This is a genomic window from Nocardioidaceae bacterium (genome assembly GCA_018672315.1).
Lineage (GTDB): Bacteria > Actinomycetota > Actinomycetes > Propionibacteriales > Nocardioidaceae > TYQ2.
Map to the genome: position 1 here is coordinate 2,743,941 of CP076053.1, position 20,008 is coordinate 2,763,948.

Here is a 20,008-nt window from a genome sequence, read left to right on the forward strand (position 1 = left end):
ATGACGTGTCGCGGTGCGCCATGGTGCATATACTGCACTGAGTGCAGACTGCTGGGACATCGTCACGACCTGTCGCGATCCTCGGTGCGAGCGGCAACGTCGGCTCCCAAGCCCTCGATCTGTTGCGTCGGCAGCACCTCGACGCACGCCCCCTCAGCAGCCGCCACGAGGTCGTGCAGTCCTGGCGCCGCGACGGACTCGACGCGCGTCGCGTGGACCTGGACGACCCCGACGCCCGCACCGCCCTGCGCCACGCCCTGACCGGCGTCGACACCCTGCTGCTGATCGTCGCCGCCTCGCCGCGTCAGGCGGCGCAGGGCCGCCTGGCGGTGGAGGCCGCCGTCGAGGCGGGCGTACGCCGCGTCGTGCACCTCTCCTCGGCCGACGGCCGCGTCGGCTCCCCGGTGCCCTGGGCCGACGCGTGTGCGCGCACGGACGCGCTGATCCGCGCCTCCGGACTGACCTGGACGATCCTGCTGCCCACCGCCTTCGACGTCGACCTGCTCGAGCTGGCCACCCCGGTCGGTCTGGGGTGGCTGCCGCAGGTCGCCGGCGACGGGGCGGTGGGATGGGTCGACGTCGGCGACATCGCCCGCGTCGCGACCGAGGTGATCACGGCGTCCATGCCCCCGGGCGGTGCGTACGACGGTCGCACCCTCACCCTCACCGGGCCCGAGCTGCTGGGCTTCGGCGAGGTGGCGCAGATCATGAGCTCAGTGCTCGATCGGCCGGTGCGGCACGTCGACCTGCCCGTGCCGGTGTTCCGTACGCTCCTGCGGCTCGCCGGGCAGGACCGGTGGACCACCGAGGCCGTGATCGCGCAGTTCGCCGACGTCGTCCGGCACGGCAAGGACGGCGCCGACGTCCTCACCGACACCGTCCGCGAGGTCACCGGACGGGACCCGGTGCCGCTGGCCGCCTTCGTGGACGCTCACCGAGACCGGTTCGGGCGGCCGTCGCCGGCGAAGAGCCTGGTGAGCGGGGCGGCCCGTGCGCTGCGTGGTGTGGTGAGCAAGACTCGGGCCTCGTGATGCTCGCGCCCCCACGCCACGCGTTCCGTCGTGGCATCACCGCGAGCGCCGACCTGCCCGGTGACTGCGAGGCGGCGTACGCGCTGCTGTGCGACCCGGGGTTCGTCGGGCGCAGCGCCCCGTTCATCCGACGCATCACCCCGCTCGCCGAGGACCTGTGGCGCTGGGAGGTCGGCGGCATCAGCTACCCCGGCGGCAGCTTCGCCGCCGGGTTCACCCAGCGCATGACCTTCGATGCGCCGCACGCCATCTCGTTCCATCACGACCCGGCGGCCGCCGCACGGGGCGCTCGCGGAACGCGGCGCGCCGAGCTCGCGGGGGCCGAGGGTGTCTTCCGGGTCGCGCCGCGACCGGGCGACGGCGTCCGCGTGGACCTGGAGATGTCGGTGGAGGCCCAGGTGCCCGCCCCACGGGCGGCCGCGCCGATCGTCGAGTCCGCGATGGGGGCGGTGCTGGTGCTGATGCGCGACCGGTTCACCGCCGCCCTGCAGCAGGAGCTCGCACCGTGACCGCGCTCGCCGGGGCGACAGGCATCCGGGCCGTCCCCGATCCTGAGTTCCTCGCCCGCGTCGACGACCTCGTCGCCCGGCGCGTCGAGGAGGTCGTCGCCCTGCTGGGCGAGGTGGGCGGGGACCCCGCGGCGTACGGCGGCCACGGCGTGGACCTCGGCGAGCAGCTGCGGCTGCGCACCCGGGTGCCCGGCAAGCGCGTACGCCCTCGTCTCGCCGCCGCCGGTCACGCCGCGGCAGGAGGTGGGGCCGGTGGCGGATCCGGGCGCGAGGAGCTGGTGACGCTGGGGGCCGCCCTGGAGATGCTGCACCTCTTCGCGCTCGTGCACGACGACGTGATGGACCGCTCGGCGCACCGCCGCGGTCTGGAGACCGCCCACCACCTCGCCGCCCGCCGCCACCGGGCGTCCTCGGCGCGCGGTGACGCGGACCGCTACGGCGACAGCGTCGCGATCCTCCTGGGCGACCTGCTGCTCACCGAGGCCTCGGACCTGGTCGCCGACCTGCCGGGCCGCGTACGCCCTGCCTGGCGCGCCATGGTCGTCGAGCTCGTGCACGGGCAGCTCCTCGACGTCACGGCGACCGCCTCCCCGCACGCCTCGCGGCCTGCCGGCAGCGCGCTGGTCGCACGGCTGAAGACGGGGCGCTACACGGTGCGGCGTCCGGTCGAGCTCGGGGCGCTGCTCCTCACCGACGACCCGTGCCTGCTCGAGGCGCTCGCGACCTGGGGCGACCACGTCGGCGACGCGTTCGGGCTGCGCGACGACGTGCTCGGTGTGTGGGGCGACCTCGCCGTCACCGGCAAGCCGGAGCGGCAGGACCTCTGCGACGGCACCGCGACCCGGCTGCTCGCGTGGGCTGCCGAGGTGCTCGCCGGCCCCGACCTCGTGCTGCTCGACCGCTGCCGTGACCGCTGCCTGGACGACGCCGGCGCGCGGCGCCTGGCCGACGCCATGGCCTGCGCGGGAGTCCCGGCCCGCGCCGAGGTCGAGATCGACCGCCTGCTCGCGGCGGCCGACGGCGCGCTCGTCGGCACCGGTGGCCCCGCGCCGGTCGCCCCCACCCACCGCACCCACCTGGGCGACCTCGCGGTCGCCCTGTCGAGGAGGACCCGATGAGCGGACCCCGCCGCGTCGTCGTGATCGGCGCCGGCCTCTCGGGCCTCGCGGCTGCCTGTCACCTGCGTGGCGCCGGGCACGACGTGCTCGTGCTCGAGCGCGAGGACCAGGTCGGCGGTCGCGCCGGCACCTGGGAGACCGGGGGGTACCGGTTCGACACCGGCCCGGTCGTGATGACGATGCCGAACCTGCTCGCCGAGCCGCTGGCGGCCGTCGGCGCCGACCTGGAGTCGACCGTGCCGATGCGACGGCTCGACCCGAGCTACCGGGCCCACTTCGCCGACGGCAGTCGGCTCGACGTACGCGCCGACATGGCCGACCTCGAGGCCGAGGTCGCCCGCGTCTGCTCCCCGGCCGAGGCGGCCCGGCTGCGGGGGCTGTTGGCGTGGCTCGAGGAGCTCTACGACACCGAGATCGACGCGTTCCTCGATCGCAACTACGCCTCGCCGTTGGGACTCGCGAGCTCCCCTCGCGACGCGCTGCGGCTGCTGCGCCTCGGCGGTCTCGGCAGCCTGGACCGCGCCATCTCCCACCGGCTGCACGACGAGCGGCTGCAGAAGGTCTTCAGCTTCCAGGCGCTCTACGCGGGGGTCTCCCCGCAGGCGGCGCGTGCGGTGCTGGCGGTGATCGCGCACATGGACGTGGTGCGTGGCGTGTCCTATCCCGAGGGCGGCATGCACGCCGTGCCGCGCGGCATGGCGCGGGCCTTCGAGGCGGCCGGCGGCGAGATCGAGACGGGTGTCGAGGTCGCCGGCTTCACCCACGACGCGACCGGGGCGGTGACGGGCGTACGCCGGGCCGACGGACGCACCGAGCGCGCCGACGCCGTCGTCTGCACCGTCGACCTGCCCGTGGCGTACGAGCGTTTCCTGCCGGAGCTTCGCGCCCCGCGGGGGGTGCGCAAGGGCTCCTACTCGCCCTCGGCGGTCGTCTGGCACGTCGGCACCCGGACGCCGGTGCCGGCCGGGACCGCCCACCACAACATCCACTTCGGGGCCGACTGGTCGGGCGCGTTCGACGCCCTGATCGGGTCCCAGCAGCTGATGCCGGACCCGTCGCGACTGGTCACGGTGCCCTCGGTCAGCGACCCCGGCGCGGCCCCCGGGGGCGGCTCGACGCTGTACGTGCTCGAGCCGGTGCCACACCGTGGCAGCACGCTGGACTGGTCGCGGGAGACCGCGGCGATGCGCGAGCGGCTGCACGCGTTCGTGGAGGAGGCGGGCTACCTCATCGGATCCTCCGACATCGCGGTCGAGCGCCTCGTGACCCCTGAGGACTGGGAGGCCGCCGGGATGCACCTGGGCACACCGTTCGCGCTGGCGCACACCTTCGGGCAGTCGGGTCCGTTCCGGCCGGCGAACGTCGACCGGCGGGTGCCCGGGCTCGTGTTCGCCGGCTCGGGCACGACCCCGGGCGTGGGCATCCCGATGGTGCTGATGAGCGGCAAGCACGCGGCCTGGCGCGTCACCGAGCACCTCGGGGGGCGTACGCGCCGCACCGCTGCTGCTCGACTGAGGCGGTCGGCGTGACGGGCCTGGCCACCCCCACCGCCGAGGGGTCACTTCTCGCGGAGGGCTACCGCCGCGCCGCCCGGATCACGCGGCAGCACGGCACCACGTACTACTGGGGCGCCCGGCTGCTGCCGCCGGACCAGCGCAAGCACGTGTTCAGCGTGTACGGGCTCGCCCGCCTCGCCGACGACATCGTCGACGAGCCGCAGGCGCTGGGCGTGCGAGGCTCGGCGGGGGTCGCGGCCCGCCTCGACGCCTTGGAGGCCGACTTCGTGCGTGCCGTGGAGACCGGAGGCGACGAGGGGTCGGTCGACCCGGTGGTGCTGGCCGCGGCCGCCACGACCCGTGAGCGGGGGATTGACCTGGAGTGCTTCACCCGGTTCTTCGCCGCGATGCGGCAGGACCTGACCACGACCTCGTACGCCACGTGGGAGGACCTGCTCGGCTACATGGACGGCTCCGCCGCGGTGATCGGCGAGATGATGCTGCCGGTGCTCGACCCGCCCGACCGGGCCGGGGCGGTCGACGCGGCCCGTGCGCTGGGGTTGGCGTTCCAGCTGACGAACTTCCTGCGCGACGTGGGGGAGGACCTGGACCGGGGTCGGGTCTACGTGCCGGCCGAAGACCTCGACCACTTCGGTGTCGACCCGCACGCCGTGCGTGACCAGGCGGTGCGCGGTGCCGGGGTGGGGCAGGAGTGGCGCGCGCTGATGCGCTTCGAGATCGCCCGCAACCGCCGGCTCTACCGCGAGGCCGACGCGGGGCTCGCGGCGCTGCCGCTGGGAGCGCGCCGGTGCGTGACGACGGCGCGGCTGCTGTACGCCCGCATCCTCGACCGCATCGAGGACCGCGACCACGACGTGTTCACCGGACGCGCCCGCGTCGCCCGACGCCACAAGCTCGCCACCGCCGCGCGGGTGCTGCGCTCGCCCGACCCCGCCACCTTCGCCCAGAGGGCACAAAATCACGCCGAGAGGGCAGAAAGTCACGGCGCAACGTGGCCCGACGACGACGACGTCGTCCTCCTCGACGCGGCCGGCCACACGATCGGCACCGGCGCGAAGTCGGCCGTGCACCACGACGCGACACCGCTGCACCTGGCGTTCAGCTGCTACGTCGTCGACGCCGCCGGCCGGGTGCTGGTCACCACCCGGGCCCACGACAAGGCGAGCTTCCCGGGGGTGCTGACCAACTCCGTGTGCGGCCATCCGCGCCCCGGCGAGGACCTCGTCTCGGCCGTACGCCGCCGGGTGCACCACGAGCTCGGGCTCGAGGTCGAGCACGTACGCCTGGTGCTGCCCGAGTTCGCGTACGTCGCCCGCACCGACCACCTCGTCGAGCGCGAGACCTGCCCCGTCGTGGTGGCGACCGTCGCGCCCGGCGCCACCCTCGCGCCCCACCCGGCCGAGGTGGCCGACGTCGCGTGGTGGGAGTGGTCGCAGCTGCTCGACGCGGCCACCGATCCCGACTCCGGGCTCTCGACGTGGGCGCGGCTGCAGGTGCCGCAGCTGGCGGCGCTGGGCGCCGACCCGCGGACGTGGCCCGAGGCGTCGTACGCGCTGCTGCCCCCTGCCCTCCGCGACCTGGAGGCCGGCCGTGCCTGACCAGTGGCAGTACCTCGCCCTCATGGCAGCCTGCCTGCTCATCACGCTGCCGTTGGAGTTCTTCCCCGGCGTACGCGTCTGGCGCGCGCCACGTCGGCTCGCGGCGGCACTGCTGCCCGTGATCGCCGTGTTCGTGGTGTGGGACCTCATCGGCATCGCCCGCGAGCACTGGGACTTCAACCCTCGCTACGTCACCGGCCTCCAGCTGGGTCCGCTGCCGATCGAGGAGCTCGTCTTCTTCGTCGCGATCCCGATCTGCACCGTGCTCACGTGGGAGGCGGTGGGCTCGATCCTGCGGCTGGTCGGGGGTGCACGAGGACGCGACCAGGCCCCCGATCGCGCCGAAGAGCAGGAGGGCGTGCGCTGATGGGGGAGTACACCTGGATGGCGCTGCTCTCGATGCCCGTCGTCGCGGTCATCGACCTCGTCGTGCTGCGTACGCGCGTGCTGCTGACCGCTCGCTATTGGCTCTCGATGACCATCGTGCTCGCGTTCATGGTGCTCGTCGACGGGTGGCTGACCAAGCTCAGCGCACCGATCGTGCTCTACGCCGACGAGGCCACCAGCGGGGTCCGGTTCCCGTGGGACATCCCGGTCGAGGACTTCGGATTCGGCATCTCGATGTGCACGTTGTCGCTCGCGCTGTGGGTCCGCGCGGGGCGTACGCGTGGTGTCGCTTAGGTCACCCTCAGGCCTCTGACCTGCGGCTTAGGGCAGCCTTCGCTTGCTGGAAAGCTGCGGCGAGCGGGTGCATGCTGGCGTCACCGTCAGCGATCCAGAAGGAATCCCATGCCCACCATGCAGCTGCCCATCGTCAGCACGTGCTCGATCTCCGGGTGCTCCTACAACCACGACCAGGACTGCCACGCCGGCGCCATCACCGTGCTCGGCGACACCGGCTGCGGCACCTACGTCGCCGAGGGCCGCGGCGCCGGCACCGAGGGCCGCGCGCAGGTCGGTGCCTGCCACCGCTCCGCGTGCACGCACAACGAGAACCTCGAGTGCGCCGCTCCGAAGGTCGAGATCGGCGCCGGCGGCGACACCGCCGACTGCCTCACCTTCACCGCCGCCTGAGACCTCCGCACCGCTGCGAACGCCGGTGTCGCCGCCGGCGCCCGATCGGGCAGCGGCCGGCGGCACCGGCGTCGTGCGTCACCACGAGGACTTCGTCATGCCCGGCAGCTCACCCCTGTGCGCCATCTCGCGCAGCCGGATGCGGGACAGGCCGACCTTGCGCACGTACCCCCGGGGTCGGCCGTCGACCTGGTCCCGGTTGCGTACGCGGGTGGGGCTGGCGTCGCGCGGCAGCTTCGACAGCGCCCGCACGGCCGCGGCGCGCTCCTGCGGTGTGTCGGCCGTACGCACCGCCTCCTTCAGCTCGGCGCGGCGCGCGGCGTAGCGCGCGACGACCTTCTTGCGCCGCTCGTTGGCGGCGATCTTCGACGTCTTGGCCATCTCAGCGCTCCTCGCGGAAATCGACGTGTCGGTGGATCGTCGGGTCGTACCTCCTCAGCGTGATCCGGTCGGGGTCGTGGCGGCGGTTCTTGCGGGTCACGTAGGTGAAGCCCGTGCCCGCGGTCGACCGCAGCTTGATGATGGGGCGGATGTCGGAGCCCCTTCCCTTGCCGGCCATCAGAGGCGCTCCCCTCGGGCGAGGAGGTCCGCAGCCACAGCGTCGATGCCGCGCTGGTCGACGGTCTTGATGCCACGGGCGCTCAGCGTGAGCGTGACGTGGCGGCGCAGGGTCGGCACCCAGTAGCGCTTGCGCTGGATGTTGACGTCGAAGCGCCGCTTCGTACGCCGGTGCGAGTGCGAGACGTGGTGGCCGAAGCCCGGCTGGGCCCCGGTGACCTGACAGACACGGGACATCCCACTCACCGCTGCCTGGTCTTGAGCCGCGGGTTCAACTTGTTGATGACGTACGTGCGCCCCCGCCGGCGCACGACCTGCGAGCCCGGCTGCCTCTTCACGTCACGAATTGAGTTGCGGACCTTCATCGGTCTCCTCCTGTCGGGGTGGAGCGGCCGGACCCGCCCGGCACGCTGGTGTAGGGGAGCAGCGCCATCTCTCGAGCGTTCTTGACCGCCCGGGTCACTGCGCGCTGCTGTTGCGGGCTCAGCCCGGTGACGCGACGCGACCGGATCTTGCCGCGGTCGGAGATGAACTGCCGGAGCAGCGAGACGTCCTTGTAGTCGACCGACGTCACGCCCGGCGCCAGCAGCGGTTGGCGTGGCTTGCGGACGACTCGCGGGCCGCCCGTACGCCCCCGCGGGCTCATCGGTCGCCCCGGTTCACGCTGCCGTCGGTGCGGTAGGGCGACGGGTCGAGATGACCGCGCTGCACCGCGCGGATCAGACGCCGCGGCACGCGGTAGGACCGCCCCTCGACGGTGATCGGCACGAGGTCGGGGGCGGTCGCCTTCCACTGCGAGCGGCGGTGGCGGGTGTTGCTGCGGGACATGCGGCGCTTGGGTACGGCCACGGAGTCCTCCTGTCTGTCGTTGGTTGAGGAGCCGAGGAACGAGGCGTCTCGAAACCCGGTGGGCGACGTGGCGAGATCTCAGGCCGCGTCGCGGATGTCGCCGAGCCACGGCTCGAGGCCGTCCTCGACGACGTGCCAGTACGACGCCGGCAGCGCCGACTCGCCCGGGGTGAGCAGCAGGTCTGCGAACGCCTCGCGCAGCTGTGCCGGCGGGGACCCCAGCCCGGTGACCAGCAGCCGCGTCTGCGGCGTACGACGGCCCCACGGGCGCCAGGCCCCGATGCTGAGCTGGCCCCCGGAACCGGCCCACTCGAGCATGTCGCCGGGCCGGGTCGGCACCCAGAAGCAGCCGCGGGAGCGGAACGGGCCGCCACCCAGCCGCTCGATGTCCTCCAGCAGCCGCTCGTGGTGGAACGCCCGCGGCGAGCACAGGTCCAGGCGCCAGGCCCTGCCGCCGACGAGGGTGGCGGGCGGTGCCTCCAACGGTGGGTCTGCCCAGGCGCGGGAGGCGAGGGGGGAGTGCTTCGCCGCGGCCAGCCGTGGTGCGTCGAGCTGCTCGACGCCGATGAGCACCTCGGCGTCGTGGCGCGCGAGGGCGGTGAGCAGGTCGCGTACGGACTCGCGCCCGGGACCGGGGTCGTGGTCGACCACGACGACGTCGGCGCGTTCGACCTGCGCGCAGGCGACCTCGCCGACACCACGGTCGTCGTCGGGCCCGGTGTGCACGTCGCGCTCGCGGAGCAGGGCGTCACCGAGCAGGTCGCGCGGCACGTCCCCGGCGCTGAGGGCTGCGATGACCGAGGCGATCCTCAGGCGACGGGCCAGGCGGGTGTCACGGGCGATGACGTGGGTGAGCTGCTCGGCCCCGGTGCCGGTGGGCAGCGCGGAGACGATCGTCTGCCAGCGACCGTCGGTGGCCAGTCGGTCGAGCGTGGGCACGACGTCCTCGCGCAGGGCGCAGGAGGTGCAGGCGTGCTCGAGCTGGACGTGCTCGGTCTCGAGCAGGCCCGTGGCGTCGCTGACGGTGCGGGTGAGCACCTGGGCGTACGGGTCGATGCGATGGCGCACGAGGACCGCGCCGGGGAGGTCCCAGCCCAGCGAGACCATCGTGGAGTCCAGCGCGATCGGCTCGACGCCGGTGACGACGAGCAGGGGCGTCCTCATGACGCGGACCCTCCGGCGGCGCGCGCGGCGCCGGCGTAGCGACGCCTGAACTTCTCCACCCGGCCCTCGGTGTCGAGGGTGCGCGAGGTGCCGGTCCAGAACGGGTGGGAGTCGCTGGAGATGTCGACGTCGACGACCGGCACGGGAGTGCCGTCGACCTCGACGGTCTCGGTCGGGCGTGGGCTGTCGGCCAGCGTCGAGCGCGTCAGGAAGAGCTTGCCGGTCGAGCGGTCGCGGAAGGCGACGACGCCGTAGGCGGGGTGGATGTCGGGTTGCATGAGAACTCCTTGCTCTGAGAACGGTTCTCAACTTAGCATTGGTCGAGAACCGTTCTCAACTGATGAGGAGCAGACATGGGGCCGATCGCCGCGGTGATGGTGTGCGAGCACGGCGACTGCGCCCACGGGAGCAGTGACGTGGTCGAGGCGCTGCGGCCGCTCGTGGTGCGTACGCCCCGGGCGATGCTCGTGCGCACCGCCTGCCTGCACCCGGACGGTGGCTGCGGCCTCGACGAGGGTGGGGCAGGGAGCTGCTGGGTGCGGATGCAGCAGTGCACGGGCGACCTGCGACCGATGGGTGCGTCGACGGCGGTGCAGGGGGCGGTCGCGGCGACCTATCGCGAGGTGGAGCGGTGGCTGGACCGCGCCTGAGGTGGACGACCCGGGCCGGCGGAGGCGGGCTCGGTCGGCCAGCACGCTGACAGCACCACTGTCATGGTTGGGTGTCGTCATGGCTGACCTGCGTACGCGTCTGTCCCGCGCCGCCTCCACGGCGCGCACCCTCGCTCCGGTGCTCGCGCGCACGGCGCGCGACACCGCGGAGGACCTGGTGGGGAGAGTCCGTCCTCCCGCAGCCGACGACGGCGGGGCGACGGTGGAGGTGCCCGAGCCCTCCGGCACCGAGGACTTCGCGCGCCGGGTCCACGCCGTGCGCGAGGTGCCCGGCTCCGTCGAAGACACCGTGGCGCTGGTCTGCGACCTCGACCGCTGGCACGAGTGGCTGACGCTGCACCTGTCGTGGCGCGGTGAGCGGCCCTCGACGTTGAGCGCGGAGACGACCGGCGAGCAGTTCACCCAGCAGATCTCCCTGATGGACATCCCCGCCCAGGCCCGGTGGACCGTCGCCCGCGTCGGCACCGGTGACCACGCGGGCTTCGAGCTGCGCGGCACCGGCCCGATGGGCATCACGGTCGGACTGTGGGCCACGGTCGTGCCCGCCGGCTCCGGGGCGGCCGTCCGCCTGGACGGGGCGTTGGACGGCCCACCCGTACGCGGCCCCGTGGGACTCACCGCCCTCCGCAGCGTGGAGACCGCGGCACGCGAGTCCCTCGACCTGCTCGCCGGGCTGTTGGGTGGTGGCGCGTCGGCGCGCATCGCGGACGAGCCCGTACGCCACGAGGCCACCGGCCGCATGCTCGACCCGTCGACACCGGTGGTGGTCGGCGTCGGGCAGGCCGTACGCCGCCCCGGCCAGGACGACCCGGTCGAACCCATCGTCCTCGCCGAGAGGGCACTTCGCGCGGCGGCCGCCGACGCCGCCCCCGCCGCCGTGGACGCCGACGCCCTGCTGGGTCGGGCGGACGCGGTGTACGCCGTGCCGTCGGCGTCCTGGACCTACGCCGACCAGGCCGGACTCACCGCCGCACGCGTCGGCGCGTTCGACGTCGGATCCGATGAGGAGTCGCGGCCCGAGACGGTGCAGACCTCCCCGTACGGCGGCGACGGCGGCCAGCTCGCGCTGAACGACGCGGCGCAGCAGATCGTCGACGGCCGCGCCCACGTGGTGCTCGTCAGCGGCGCCGAGGCGGGCGCCGCGATCGCCGCGATCCAGGCGGAGGGCCGCGACCCCGACTGGACCCAGGGTTCACCCGACGGAGCCACCGGACCCGACCGTGTCATCGGCGTCGACAAGCAGGCCAACAACGAGGCGGAGACCTCGGTCGGGTTGGGCGCGCCGATCTACATGTACGCGCTCATGGAGTCCGCGCTGCGCCGCGCCTCCGGCCTCTCCGCCGCCGAGCACACCTCCCGCATCGCCGGACTGTGGTCGCGGCTGGCGCGGACGGCGACGGTCAATCCGTACGCGTGGGACCGCTCGGGCCACACGCCCGGGGAGATCGCGGCGCCCACCGCCGACAACCGGATGGTCTCCGAGCCGTACACCAAGCTCATGTGCGCCAACCTGCAGGTCGACCTCGGCGCGGGCGTGATCCTCACCAGCGTCGCGGCGGCGCAGGCGCTGGGCATCGACCAGTCGCGCTGGGTGTTCCTGCACGCGGGGGCGTCCGCGGTCGACGAGTGGTTCGTCTCCGAGCGGGCGTCGCTGACCGAGTCGCCCGCGATCGCCGCGGCCGGTGCCGCGGCGCTGGCGCACGCGGGCGTCACGGCGCAGGACCTGGGGCCGGTCGACCTCTACTCCTGCTTCCCCTCGGCCGTGCAGATCGGCGCCGCGGCGCTGGGGCTGCCGATCGACGACCCCGACCGGCCGTTGAGCGTGACGGGCGGGCTGACGTTCGCCGGCGGGCCGGGCAACGCGTACGGCCTGCACGGCGTCGCCACGATGGTGCCGATGCTGCGGCATCGGCCCGAGGAGTTCGGGCTCACGACGTCGCTCGGCTGGTACGCCACCAAGCACGCCCTCGGCGTCTGGTCGGCGAGCCCTCCGGAGAAGGCGTACGCGAACCTCCACCCGATGGTCGACCGCCCCGCCCCCCGGCCGGTGTCGGTGGACCCGGACGTGCTCGACCAGGAGGGGAGCGTCGTCGAGGCCGTGACCGTCGCCCATGCCCGCGACGGGTCGGTCGAGGGGGCGATCGTCTCGGTGATCACCGCCGACGGCACGCGGGTGCTGCTGCGCCGCGAGACGGCGAAGGGCATCGAGCCGGGGGAGCGCACCCTCCCCGCACCTCCCGAGCCCCCGCTCCGGGTCACCCGCGCCGGCGCCGACGGCGAGATCGCGATCCTGACCCTCAACCGCCCCGCCAAGCGCAACGCCGTCGACCGGCGGATGGCGCTGATGCTCGAGCGTGCCGTCGACGACGCCGAGGCCGACGCGTCCGTCCGCGTCATCGTCCTGACCGGCATGGGCGACCACTTCTGCGCGGGCATGGACCTCTCCGGGGCCAACCGGGGCGAGGTGCCCGTCACCGACCGCCGCGGCCCGCTCGGCCTCGCGGCCGAGCCGCCGACGAAGCCGACGATCGCCGCGGTCGAGGGGTCCGCGCTCGCGGGCGGCTTCGAGCTGGTGCTGTGCGCGGACCTGGTGGTAGCGGGGGAAACCGCCACGTTCGGGCTGCCCGAGGCCAAGCGCGGTCTGCTGGCGGCGGCGGGCGGCCTGCTGCGTACGTCGCTGCGCCTCCCACGTCCTGTCGCGCTGGAGCTGGCGATGACCGGGGACCCGCTGCCTGCCTCCCGGCTCCACGACCTCGGCCTGGTCAACCGCGTCGTCGACGACGGCGCGGCGCTCGACGCCGCGCTCGAGCTGGCCGCGACGGTCGCTGCGAACGCACCCCTGTCCGTCCGCGTCGGCAAGCAGATCGTCGACGAGGCCCCCGGCTGGGTGAGCCTCGACGACGAGGAGGCCTTCGAGAAGCAGAGCCAGATGGCGAGCCCGGTCATCCTCAGCGACGACGCGAAGGAGGGCGTGGCCGCGTGCGCCGAGAAGCGTCAGCCGACCTGGACCGGTCGCTGACCCTCAGGTGCGTGCGGCCCGCACGACGGCACCGAGTAGGGCGCGCGTCACCAGGCCGACCGGGACGCGCTCGATCAGCGGCAGCCGCGGCCGGTACCGCAGCGTGTAGTCGATGCGGGTCCCGCCCGTGCCCTCGGTGAGCACGACCTCGCCGGAGTAGTCGCGGAAGGGGACACCGGAGACGGCGGCGTACCCGAAGCGGTGCGGCGCGTCGAAGGTGACGACCTCCTCCACGATCGCGGGGGCGGGGCCGGGCATCGCGATGCGGCGTACGGCACCGACGCCATTGCGCATCGGCTTGCCGTCCTCCAGCAGCGTGACGCTCACGCCCGGTCCCCACGAGGACATGCCCTCGTGGTCGGTCAGCACCGACCAGACATGGTCGATCGACGCGGACACCGTCGCCGAGGCGGTCGTGGCGCGGAGGCGGGAGGGGTCGGGCTGGGACATGGAGGCTCCTGGGGCTCGATCGATCGGAAGACATCATGCGACTCGCGCGGCTGCGACGGCAGCCTCGCACGGTCTGCCGTGTCCGTGCCCGAGTGCGTGGCCTCACGTGACGCGACAACCGACACTGTGTCGTGCAATGGTTCTAGCTGCGTACATAAGTGAAAGTATTAGTCACGCACAGTTTCACTTGAAGGAGGAGGCATGACGTCTCGACTCAGGTGGCCTGCGGTCACGAAGCAGACCGTGCCTTGGCAGACGAACCCTGATCAGCGCGGCCTCGGTGGGCGACGCCCGAATCGTGCGGATCGCGAGCTGTCCCAGATCATTGTCGAGGTGCCTCCTCAGATCGAGCCTGCCCGCGTGCACCTTCCGTCGGACCTTGCAGAGCTGTGCCGAGAGGTCGAGGCGGACGTGGTGCGGCTCGACAGTCGAGAGGGTCAGACGCTGTCGGGCCTGGGCTCTTTCCTGGTGCGCAGCGAGTCCGTCGCCTCCTCGCGTATCGAGCAGGTGTACGCCGACCTCGACGAGGTCGCGCGGGCGTCCGTCGACGCGGACGCGTCAGACGCGGCACGCACCACAGCAGCGGCTTCGGCCGCCATGCTGACGCTGCTGTCGGCTGTCGCACCGGGGCGACCCCTCACCGAGACCCTCCTTCTGGAGGGCCACCGTGCTCTCATGGCGGACGATCGGCTCGAGGGTACGTACGCCGGCCGCTATCGCGACATGCAGAACTGGGTGGGCGGCAGCGACTTCTCCCCGAGGGGGGCGGCGCACGTGCCTCCGCCTCCCGAGCGCGTGGCCGGCCTGATGACGGACGTGATCGCCTTCGCTGCGCGATCTGACGTCCCGCCGTTGGCCCAGGCAGCGCTGACCCACGGACAGTTCGAGGCGATCCACCCGTTCACCGACGGCAACGGTCGGATCGGCCGTGCCGTGATCGCCATGGTGCTGCGCTCTCGAGGGACGGCGACGTCGGTGGTCATCCCCTCGGCGTCAGCGATGCTGGCAGACGTCGACAGGTACTTCTCCGCGCTCGCGGCGTATCGAGCGGGTGACGCGGGTGTGCTCGTGCGGTACCTGGCGGAGTGCACCGCGCATGCGACGGCCGAGGCCGCCGTGTCCGCGACCAACCTCCGCCGGTTGGGACACGAGTGGGTCGAGCGCGTACGCCCCCGAGCGCGCTCGTCAGCCGCAGCGCTCGTCGAGGGGCTGCTCGTGAGGCCCGTGCTCGACATCGCGGCCGCTGGAGAACTCACCGGATCGACGCCTGCGCGCACGTACGAAGCGCTCGATCGACTGGTCGAGCACGACATTCTGCGCGAGGTGACCGGTCGAGCGAAGAACCGGGTCTGGGTCGCCGGGGAGGTCATGACGGAGATCGCCGATCTCGATGAGCGCATCGGCCGGCGCATGTCTCCAGGCAGCGCGTGGCGGTAGCGCGCCGACGGAGGTCGACAGCGTAGAACGAGCGTCCCGAAACCCTCGGCGGTTGAGGAGCGAGGAACGAGCGTCTCGAAACCACCCGTCAGCCGCGCGCGACCCAGTCCTTCCGGGCGGTGCGCCCCACGTGCGCGACGTCGCTGTCGCCCCCGCCACCGACCTCGGTGAGCGCGGCGTACCGGATCGCGCCGTAGTCGCCACCCGCGAGGCAGGTCGAGGGCAGCACCATGCGGGCGAGACGGTCGTCGTCGCTCCAGGTGACGCGGTAGCCCGGGCACTCCACGGCGGGCGGCTCCTCCGGCTCGCCGTCGCCGTTGAACTCGGCGTCGGTGAACGCGCCGCGCACCACGGAGTCCTCGTCGATGGGTCGGTTGCGGCGCTGGCTGACGAGGCGTACGCCCTCCCCGCCACGGGGGTCGATGCTGACGATGAGGAAGCCCTTGACCGAGCGCGCGAAGCGGGTGAGCACGACGACCGACCGGTCGCGGTTGCGCACGGTCACGCCGGTGATGTCCATGGGGCGTACGTTCGGTGCGCTCGAGGCGTCCCCGACCCGGTCGCGCGCAGAGTCGGTCGCCGCCGAGGCGGGGGAGAGCACGGCTCCGCCGAGCGCCAGGCCGGCAGTGGTGACCAGCGCGGCAGTCGTACGGGCGGCGGAGATCCTCGCGGTATCGGTCATGAGCTGAAGGTAGACCTGTGGCGCGGCCGCGTCGAGAGGTCAGGGCCGCGGGTCCGCCGGCGGTGTCGGCTCCGGCGGGATGGTCGGCGGGTCCTCATCCAGGATCGAGGGCCGTTCGGGCGGGCACGTCGGGCCGGTGGGCTGGGTGGGCTGCTGGTTCCCGCGCGACGGGCCGTTGTTACCGCCGCCGTTGCCCTGACCGTTCCCGTTGCCCCCAGGCTGATCCGGGGACGGCGCCGGAGCCGGCGGCTGCTGCCGGCACTCCACGACCGCGGCGTCATAGCGTCGCTGCGCGCGCCGCTGATCGATGAAGAACTGCTTGCGCGCCTCGATGGCGGCCTCGCGGGCGGCGAGCGCGGAGGCGTACGCGTCCCGCTCCGCCTGGATCTCCGCCCACGCTGCGGCGACGGCCGAGGCGTCCTCGACGTACGCGAGATAGGCCGGCGCCTGGGACTCGTAGGCGTCGTAGGCCTCCCAGTAGTCCGCCTGCTCCTCCTGCCACGTCCGCCACTGCTGGCGCAGCGAGCGCTGCACCTCGGCGCGGCGCTCGAGGTAGATCCGCTCGGCCCGCTCGGCGTCGAAGCGCGGGGCGGCCTGACCGGTGAAGTCCCACCCGCAGCCGGGTCCGACCGGGTCCGGCACGGGCTCGCCGGCCTTGGCCTGCTCAGGGGCGGGCTCGGGCGCGGTCGGCAGCGCGGGGCGGACGACCTCGCTCGGCAGCGACGCCGGGAAGATCGGCGCGGCGGGCGGGTAGGGACGGTACGGTTGCTCGGGCAGCCCCAGGTCGGGCCCGGGGATCGGGATCGTCGGCGCGGTGGTCATCTCCTCCGCGGTCTCCCAGCCCGCCGGCACGTCCAGGCGTACGACGTGGAAGTCTCGACGACCCTCATAGCGCCCGGGCTCCAGGTGCGGTGAGCGCACCGATGCGTTCACGGGCGCCCGCTGGGCGGCGCAGGTCGTGGCGAGCAGCGCGCGGAGGCGCTTGTCGTACGCGTTCGCCCAGGGGGTGACGGCGTCCAGGGAGCCCGGCCCGCCGGACTGCTGGAACGCCATCGACACCAGTACGTCCCCGCGCCGCCACACCAGGGTGGAGAGGTCGGAGGAGGCGAAGCCGAACGACTCGACCCCCACCTCGGGGGCCGAGGTCTCGTACGTCGACGCGCACGACGACACCGCACCCGACAGCTGGGCGAGTGCCAGCCCGCCGCCCCCGGCGCCGTACGCGCGCACCGAGACCGAGACGGTGCCCGCGACGTCGGTGGGGAGCGGACCGGTCGAGGCCACCCAGCTGCGCGAGCGTCCGACCATGGCGGTCGGCTTGTCCGGCGGGCTGCACCCGAAGGCAAGGCCGATGTCGGAGACACCCGTCGAGGACGACGTCTCCCGCCACGGCTTCCTGGCGAGCGCCCGGGGGGTGAACGCGGCGGCCTGGCGTACGACCTCCTCCGCGGGGGTCGACCCCTCCGGCACGGTGAGCGTGGGGGACGGTCGGCCGCTCCGGCGCCGCCGCGGTCGGACGGGTTTGACCCGAGCCGTCGTCGTCCCACAGGGTCATCCACGGGTACGCCTGCGCCATCGCCGTGAACGCCACGACGTTGAGCACGAGGATGATGCCGACCAGTCCCGCGGCGAGCGTCAACCAGCCGCGACGCGTCAGACGCACCGGCAGGCGTCCGCGGGGGGAGGGGTCGACGTCGCTCACGTCGGCATTCTCCGTCATGGACCCACACGACCACAGGTGAACAACGTCCCATTCGACCGTCCTTGACCGGATCGTTCAGCCGGTCGGCACACTGGAGGTCTGATGTCCGCTCGCTTCCCCTCCTCCGACGACTACACCGACGCCTCCGCCGACGAGGTGCTCGGCTGGTCGGCGACCCGCGAGGCGCCCCCCGAGGCGCCCGGGGCGAAGAAGCGCGCGGCGGCGGCGATGCTCGCGTTGTGCACCTTCATGGGGCTGCTGCTGGCGCTGACCACGGCGCCGCTGAGCGGGGCGGGTGCGATCACGGTGCGCGAGGGCACGGAGTACTGGGAGGACCTGCCCGCCGTGCTCCCCGACCAGCCGCTGCCGCGTCGCTCGGTGATCCTCGCGGCCGACGGCAGCCGGATCGGGGAGTTCTACTCCGAGAACAGGGTGCTGGTGCCGCTGAGCCAGGTGCCCGAGCACGTGCAGGACGCGCTGCTCGCGATCGAGGACGCGCGCTACTACGACCACCACGGCGTCGACCTGCGCGGCACCGTGCGGGCGGCGGCCAACAATGTGCTCACCGACAGCGTCCAGGGCGGCTCGACGATCACGCAGCAGTACGTCAAGCAGGTGCTCTTCAACGCCGCCACCGACGAGGCGGAGCGTGACGAGGTCACCTCGCAGTCCTCCTACCTGCGCAAGCTGCGCGAGGCGCGGCTGGCCACGGCGCTGGAGGACCGGCTGACCAAGCAGCAGATCCTCGAGGGCTACCTCAACATCGCCTACTTCGGCGACGGGGCGTACGGGATCGGTGCCGCGGCGCGGCACTACTTCGGCGTCGGCGTCTCCGAGCTGACCGTCGAGCAGGGCGCGCTGCTGGCGGGCATCGTGCGCAACCCCTCGGCGTACGACCCGACGGACAACCCCGACGAGGCGGTGACGCGGCGCAACGTCGTGCTGACCCGGATGAACGAGCTCGGCGACCTCGACGACGCCGAGCTGCAGACGGCGCTGGAGGCGCCGCTGCGCCTGGACGTGACCGAGCCGGACAACGGCTGCACGGACGCGCGCTACCCGTTCTTCTGCCAGTGGGTCTACCAGCAGCTGCAGGACGACCCGGCCTTCGGCAAGACCCCGGCGGCACGCGAGCGGCTGCTCTACCAGGGCGGTCTCACGGTGCGTACGTCGCTGGACCCGAAGGCCCAGCGGCTCGCGCAGCGGTCGGTCGACGACGCGCTGGGGCGCGACAACCGGGTCGCCGCGGCGAGCGTGACGGTGGAGCCGGGCACGGGCGAGGTGGTCGCGATGGCGACGAACCGCACGTTCGGGCAGAACGCCCGGCGCAACCAGACCGAGGTGCTGCTGCCGGTGGTGCCGGCGTTCCAGCCGGGGTCGAACATGAAGCCCTTCACGCTGGCGGCGGCGCTGGAGGAGGGCTATGACCTCTCGACGGTCTACAACGCGCCGGCGGCGTACGCGCCCTCGGGCTTCAACTATCCGCCGGGCGGCTTCAAGAACTCGGGGTCGGCAGCGTCGGGGCCGCTGACCGCGGCGCAGGCGGTGTGGCGCTCGTCGAACACGTTTTTCGTGCACCTGGAGACCCAGGTCGGGGTGCTCGACGTGGCGGACATGGCGGAGCGGCTGGGCATCACGAGCCTGCCGCGCACGGGGGAGCGGGCGATCGGTCCGGCGGACGCGGCGCTGACGCTGGGGGTGTACGAGGTCTCGCCGTTGGAGCTGGCGGGGGCGTACGCGACGTTCGCGGCGAGCGGGGTGCACTGCATCCCGCACGGGATCGTGTCGGTGACGGTCAACGACGACGAGGCGTTGCCGGTGCCGGACCCGGAGTGCCGTCAGGCGATCCCGGCGGGGGTGGCGGACACGATGGCCTCGATCATGCAGGGCACGATCGATGGGCCGGACCCGGCGCGTACGGCCGCGGCGTTGTCGTTGGGTCGGCCGGCGGGTGGCAAGACGGGGACGACGCAGAACAACGCGGCGGTGTGGTTCTCAGGCTTCACGCCGCAGTACGCGACGAGCGTGTGGGTGGGGGACCCGCGGGGCGGCTTCGCCTATCCGTTGCAGAACTTCACGGCGTACGGGCAGTTCGTGTCGCGGGCGTACGGGTCGACCGTGGCGGGTCCGATCTGGCAGCGGATCATGCTGGGCATCCATGAGGGGTTGCCGGTGAAGCAGTTCGCGCCGCCGGATGCGAACACCGGTGACGGGTACGCCGAGACGATGCCGGACGTGCGGGGGTTGACCCCGGAGCGGGCGTTGGCGGTGCTGCAGGACGCGCAGTTCGACGTGGCGGTCGCGCGGAGGACGGCGGAGCCGAACCGGTTGCTGGTGCCCGGTCGGGTGGCCTCGACGCGGCCGGCGGCGGGTGCGTCGGTGGCGTTGCACGAGCGGGTGGTGCTGACGTTGACGGACGGGTCGCGTACGCAATGGCGGGTCAAGAACCCGGACTGGACGATCGAGCCGGAGGGTGAGGTGCCGGGTGGTGAGCCGGTGGGGCCTGCGCCGGGCACGAATGCTGACAGGGGTGGCGGGGTCGTCTCGAACCGTCGCTGACCGCGCCGGTTGAGGAGGCGACGAAGGAGCCGTCTCGAAACCAAGGCCCCCGTCGGTCGAGGAGCCAGCC

Annotated in this window: 23 protein-coding genes; 12 read left to right on the plus strand and 11 right to left on the minus strand. The window is 73.2% G+C overall.

The features are described 5' to 3' along the window. The first annotated feature begins 41 nt into the window (after nucleotides 1-41). The 8 genes from KLP28_13255 to KLP28_13290 all read left to right on the plus strand — a co-directional run bounded on the left by KLP28_13255 (nucleotide 42) and on the right by KLP28_13290 (nucleotide 6,847). Nucleotides 42-1,031 carry an NAD(P)H-binding protein gene (locus KLP28_13255; protein ID QWC84526.1) on the plus strand — a complete coding sequence of 330 codons (990 nt, stop codon included), beginning with the start codon at nucleotides 42-44 and terminating at the stop codon, nucleotides 1,029-1,031. Beyond that, nucleotides 1,028-1,540 (plus strand): hypothetical protein, encoded by a 513-nt coding sequence (locus tag KLP28_13260; GenBank protein ID QWC84527.1) that lies wholly within the window; start codon nucleotides 1,028-1,030, stop codon nucleotides 1,538-1,540. Before KLP28_13255 ends, KLP28_13260 begins: the two co-directional genes overlap by 4 nt. Then, nucleotides 1,537-2,658, plus strand: a complete 1,122-nt coding sequence (locus KLP28_13265) for a polyprenyl synthetase family protein (protein QWC84528.1) — start codon at nucleotides 1,537-1,539, stop codon at nucleotides 2,656-2,658. The genes KLP28_13260 and KLP28_13265 overlap by 4 nt, the downstream gene beginning before the upstream one ends. Further along, on the plus strand, nucleotides 2,655-4,187 hold the full coding sequence (gene crtI / locus KLP28_13270; protein QWC84529.1) for a phytoene desaturase: 1,533 nt from the start codon (nucleotides 2,655-2,657) through the stop codon (nucleotides 4,185-4,187). The genes KLP28_13265 and crtI overlap by 4 nt, the downstream gene beginning before the upstream one ends. Beyond that, the gene (gene idi, locus KLP28_13275) at nucleotides 4,184-5,773 is read left to right on the plus strand and encodes an isopentenyl-diphosphate Delta-isomerase (protein QWC84530.1); all 1,590 of its coding nucleotides are present in this window, start codon (nucleotides 4,184-4,186) and stop codon (nucleotides 5,771-5,773) included. The genes crtI and idi overlap by 4 nt, the downstream gene beginning before the upstream one ends. A 22-nt stretch (nucleotides 5,774-5,795) precedes the next feature. Then, a complete protein-coding gene (locus KLP28_13280; GenBank protein ID QWC86981.1) occupies nucleotides 5,796-6,140 on the plus strand; it encodes a lycopene cyclase domain-containing protein in 345 nt (114 codons plus the stop codon). Next, on the plus strand, nucleotides 6,140-6,454 hold the full coding sequence (locus tag KLP28_13285) for a lycopene cyclase domain-containing protein (GenBank protein ID QWC84531.1): 315 nt from the start codon (nucleotides 6,140-6,142) through the stop codon (nucleotides 6,452-6,454). The genes KLP28_13280 and KLP28_13285 overlap by 1 nt, the downstream gene beginning before the upstream one ends. A gap of 108 nt (nucleotides 6,455-6,562) precedes the next feature. After that, nucleotides 6,563-6,847 (plus strand): DUF1540 domain-containing protein, encoded by a 285-nt coding sequence (locus tag KLP28_13290; protein QWC84532.1) that lies wholly within the window; start codon nucleotides 6,563-6,565, stop codon nucleotides 6,845-6,847. Nucleotides 6,848-6,925: 78 nt separating this feature from the next. On the opposite strand, the gene rpsN is transcribed toward KLP28_13290, so the two are convergent. The 8 genes from rpsN to KLP28_13330 form a co-directional block, all read right to left on the minus strand. After that, the gene (gene rpsN / locus KLP28_13295; GenBank protein QWC84533.1) at nucleotides 6,926-7,228 is read right to left on the minus strand and encodes a 30S ribosomal protein S14; all 303 of its coding nucleotides are present in this window, start codon (nucleotides 7,226-7,228) and stop codon (nucleotides 6,926-6,928) included. 1 nt (nucleotide 7,229) lies between these two features. After that, complete coding sequence (gene rpmG / locus KLP28_13300; protein ID QWC84534.1) at nucleotides 7,230-7,406, minus strand: 50S ribosomal protein L33; 177 nt, start codon at nucleotides 7,404-7,406, stop codon at nucleotides 7,230-7,232. Next, on the minus strand, nucleotides 7,406-7,642 hold the full coding sequence (rpmB, locus tag KLP28_13305) for a 50S ribosomal protein L28 (protein QWC84535.1): 237 nt from the start codon (nucleotides 7,640-7,642) through the stop codon (nucleotides 7,406-7,408). Before rpmB ends, rpmG begins: the two co-directional genes overlap by 1 nt. Nucleotides 7,643-7,647: 5 nt before the next feature. Then, on the minus strand, nucleotides 7,648-7,770 hold the full coding sequence (locus tag KLP28_13310) for a 50S ribosomal protein L36 (protein QWC84536.1): 123 nt from the start codon (nucleotides 7,768-7,770) through the stop codon (nucleotides 7,648-7,650). Continuing rightward, a complete protein-coding gene (rpsR, locus tag KLP28_13315; GenBank protein QWC84537.1) occupies nucleotides 7,767-8,051 on the minus strand; it encodes a 30S ribosomal protein S18 in 285 nt (94 codons plus the stop codon). Before rpsR ends, KLP28_13310 begins: the two co-directional genes overlap by 4 nt. After that, nucleotides 8,048-8,254, minus strand: a complete 207-nt coding sequence (gene rpmF / locus KLP28_13320; protein ID QWC84538.1) for a 50S ribosomal protein L32 — start codon at nucleotides 8,252-8,254, stop codon at nucleotides 8,048-8,050. Before rpmF ends, rpsR begins: the two co-directional genes overlap by 4 nt. A 78-nt stretch (nucleotides 8,255-8,332) precedes the next feature. After that, nucleotides 8,333-9,418: a cobalamin biosynthesis protein CobW gene (locus tag KLP28_13325; protein QWC84539.1), complete on the minus strand. Its 1,086-nt coding sequence runs from the start codon at nucleotides 9,416-9,418 to the stop codon at nucleotides 8,333-8,335. Then, on the minus strand, nucleotides 9,415-9,696 hold the full coding sequence (locus KLP28_13330; protein QWC84540.1) for a type B 50S ribosomal protein L31: 282 nt from the start codon (nucleotides 9,694-9,696) through the stop codon (nucleotides 9,415-9,417). The genes KLP28_13325 and KLP28_13330 overlap by 4 nt, the downstream gene beginning before the upstream one ends. 75 nt (nucleotides 9,697-9,771) lie before the next feature. Here KLP28_13330 and KLP28_13335 point away from each other — a divergent pair, with 75 nt between their 5' ends. Together KLP28_13335 and KLP28_13340 are read left to right on the plus strand one after the other, a co-directional pair. Next, nucleotides 9,772-10,068, plus strand: a complete 297-nt coding sequence (locus KLP28_13335) for a hypothetical protein (GenBank protein QWC84541.1) — start codon at nucleotides 9,772-9,774, stop codon at nucleotides 10,066-10,068. A gap of 79 nt (nucleotides 10,069-10,147) precedes the next feature. After that, complete coding sequence (locus tag KLP28_13340; GenBank protein ID QWC84542.1) at nucleotides 10,148-13,108, plus strand: crotonase/enoyl-CoA hydratase family protein; 2,961 nt, start codon at nucleotides 10,148-10,150, stop codon at nucleotides 13,106-13,108. A 3-nt stretch (nucleotides 13,109-13,111) separates the two neighbouring features. Here KLP28_13340 and KLP28_13345 read toward each other — a convergent pair whose 3' ends face one another. Further along, a complete protein-coding gene (locus KLP28_13345; GenBank protein ID QWC84543.1) occupies nucleotides 13,112-13,558 on the minus strand; it encodes an SRPBCC family protein in 447 nt (148 codons plus the stop codon). A gap of 360 nt (nucleotides 13,559-13,918) precedes the next feature. Here KLP28_13345 and KLP28_13350 point away from each other — a divergent pair, with 360 nt between their 5' ends. Beyond that, complete coding sequence (locus KLP28_13350) at nucleotides 13,919-14,995, plus strand: Fic family protein (GenBank protein ID QWC84544.1); 1,077 nt, start codon at nucleotides 13,919-13,921, stop codon at nucleotides 14,993-14,995. 88 nt (nucleotides 14,996-15,083) lie between these two features. Here KLP28_13350 and KLP28_13355 read toward each other — a convergent pair whose 3' ends face one another. After that, nucleotides 15,084-15,677: a hypothetical protein gene (locus tag KLP28_13355; GenBank protein ID QWC84545.1), complete on the minus strand. Its 594-nt coding sequence runs from the start codon at nucleotides 15,675-15,677 to the stop codon at nucleotides 15,084-15,086. A gap of 39 nt (nucleotides 15,678-15,716) precedes the next feature. Beyond that, nucleotides 15,717-17,147, minus strand: coding sequence for a hypothetical protein (locus KLP28_13360; GenBank protein QWC84546.1), 1,431 nt, complete (start codon nucleotides 17,145-17,147; stop codon nucleotides 15,717-15,719). 334 nt (nucleotides 17,148-17,481) lie between these two features. Here KLP28_13360 and KLP28_13365 point away from each other — a divergent pair, with 334 nt between their 5' ends. After that, complete coding sequence (locus KLP28_13365; protein QWC84547.1) at nucleotides 17,482-19,938, plus strand: transglycosylase domain-containing protein; 2,457 nt, start codon at nucleotides 17,482-17,484, stop codon at nucleotides 19,936-19,938. Nucleotides 19,939-20,008: the final 70 nt, after the last annotated feature.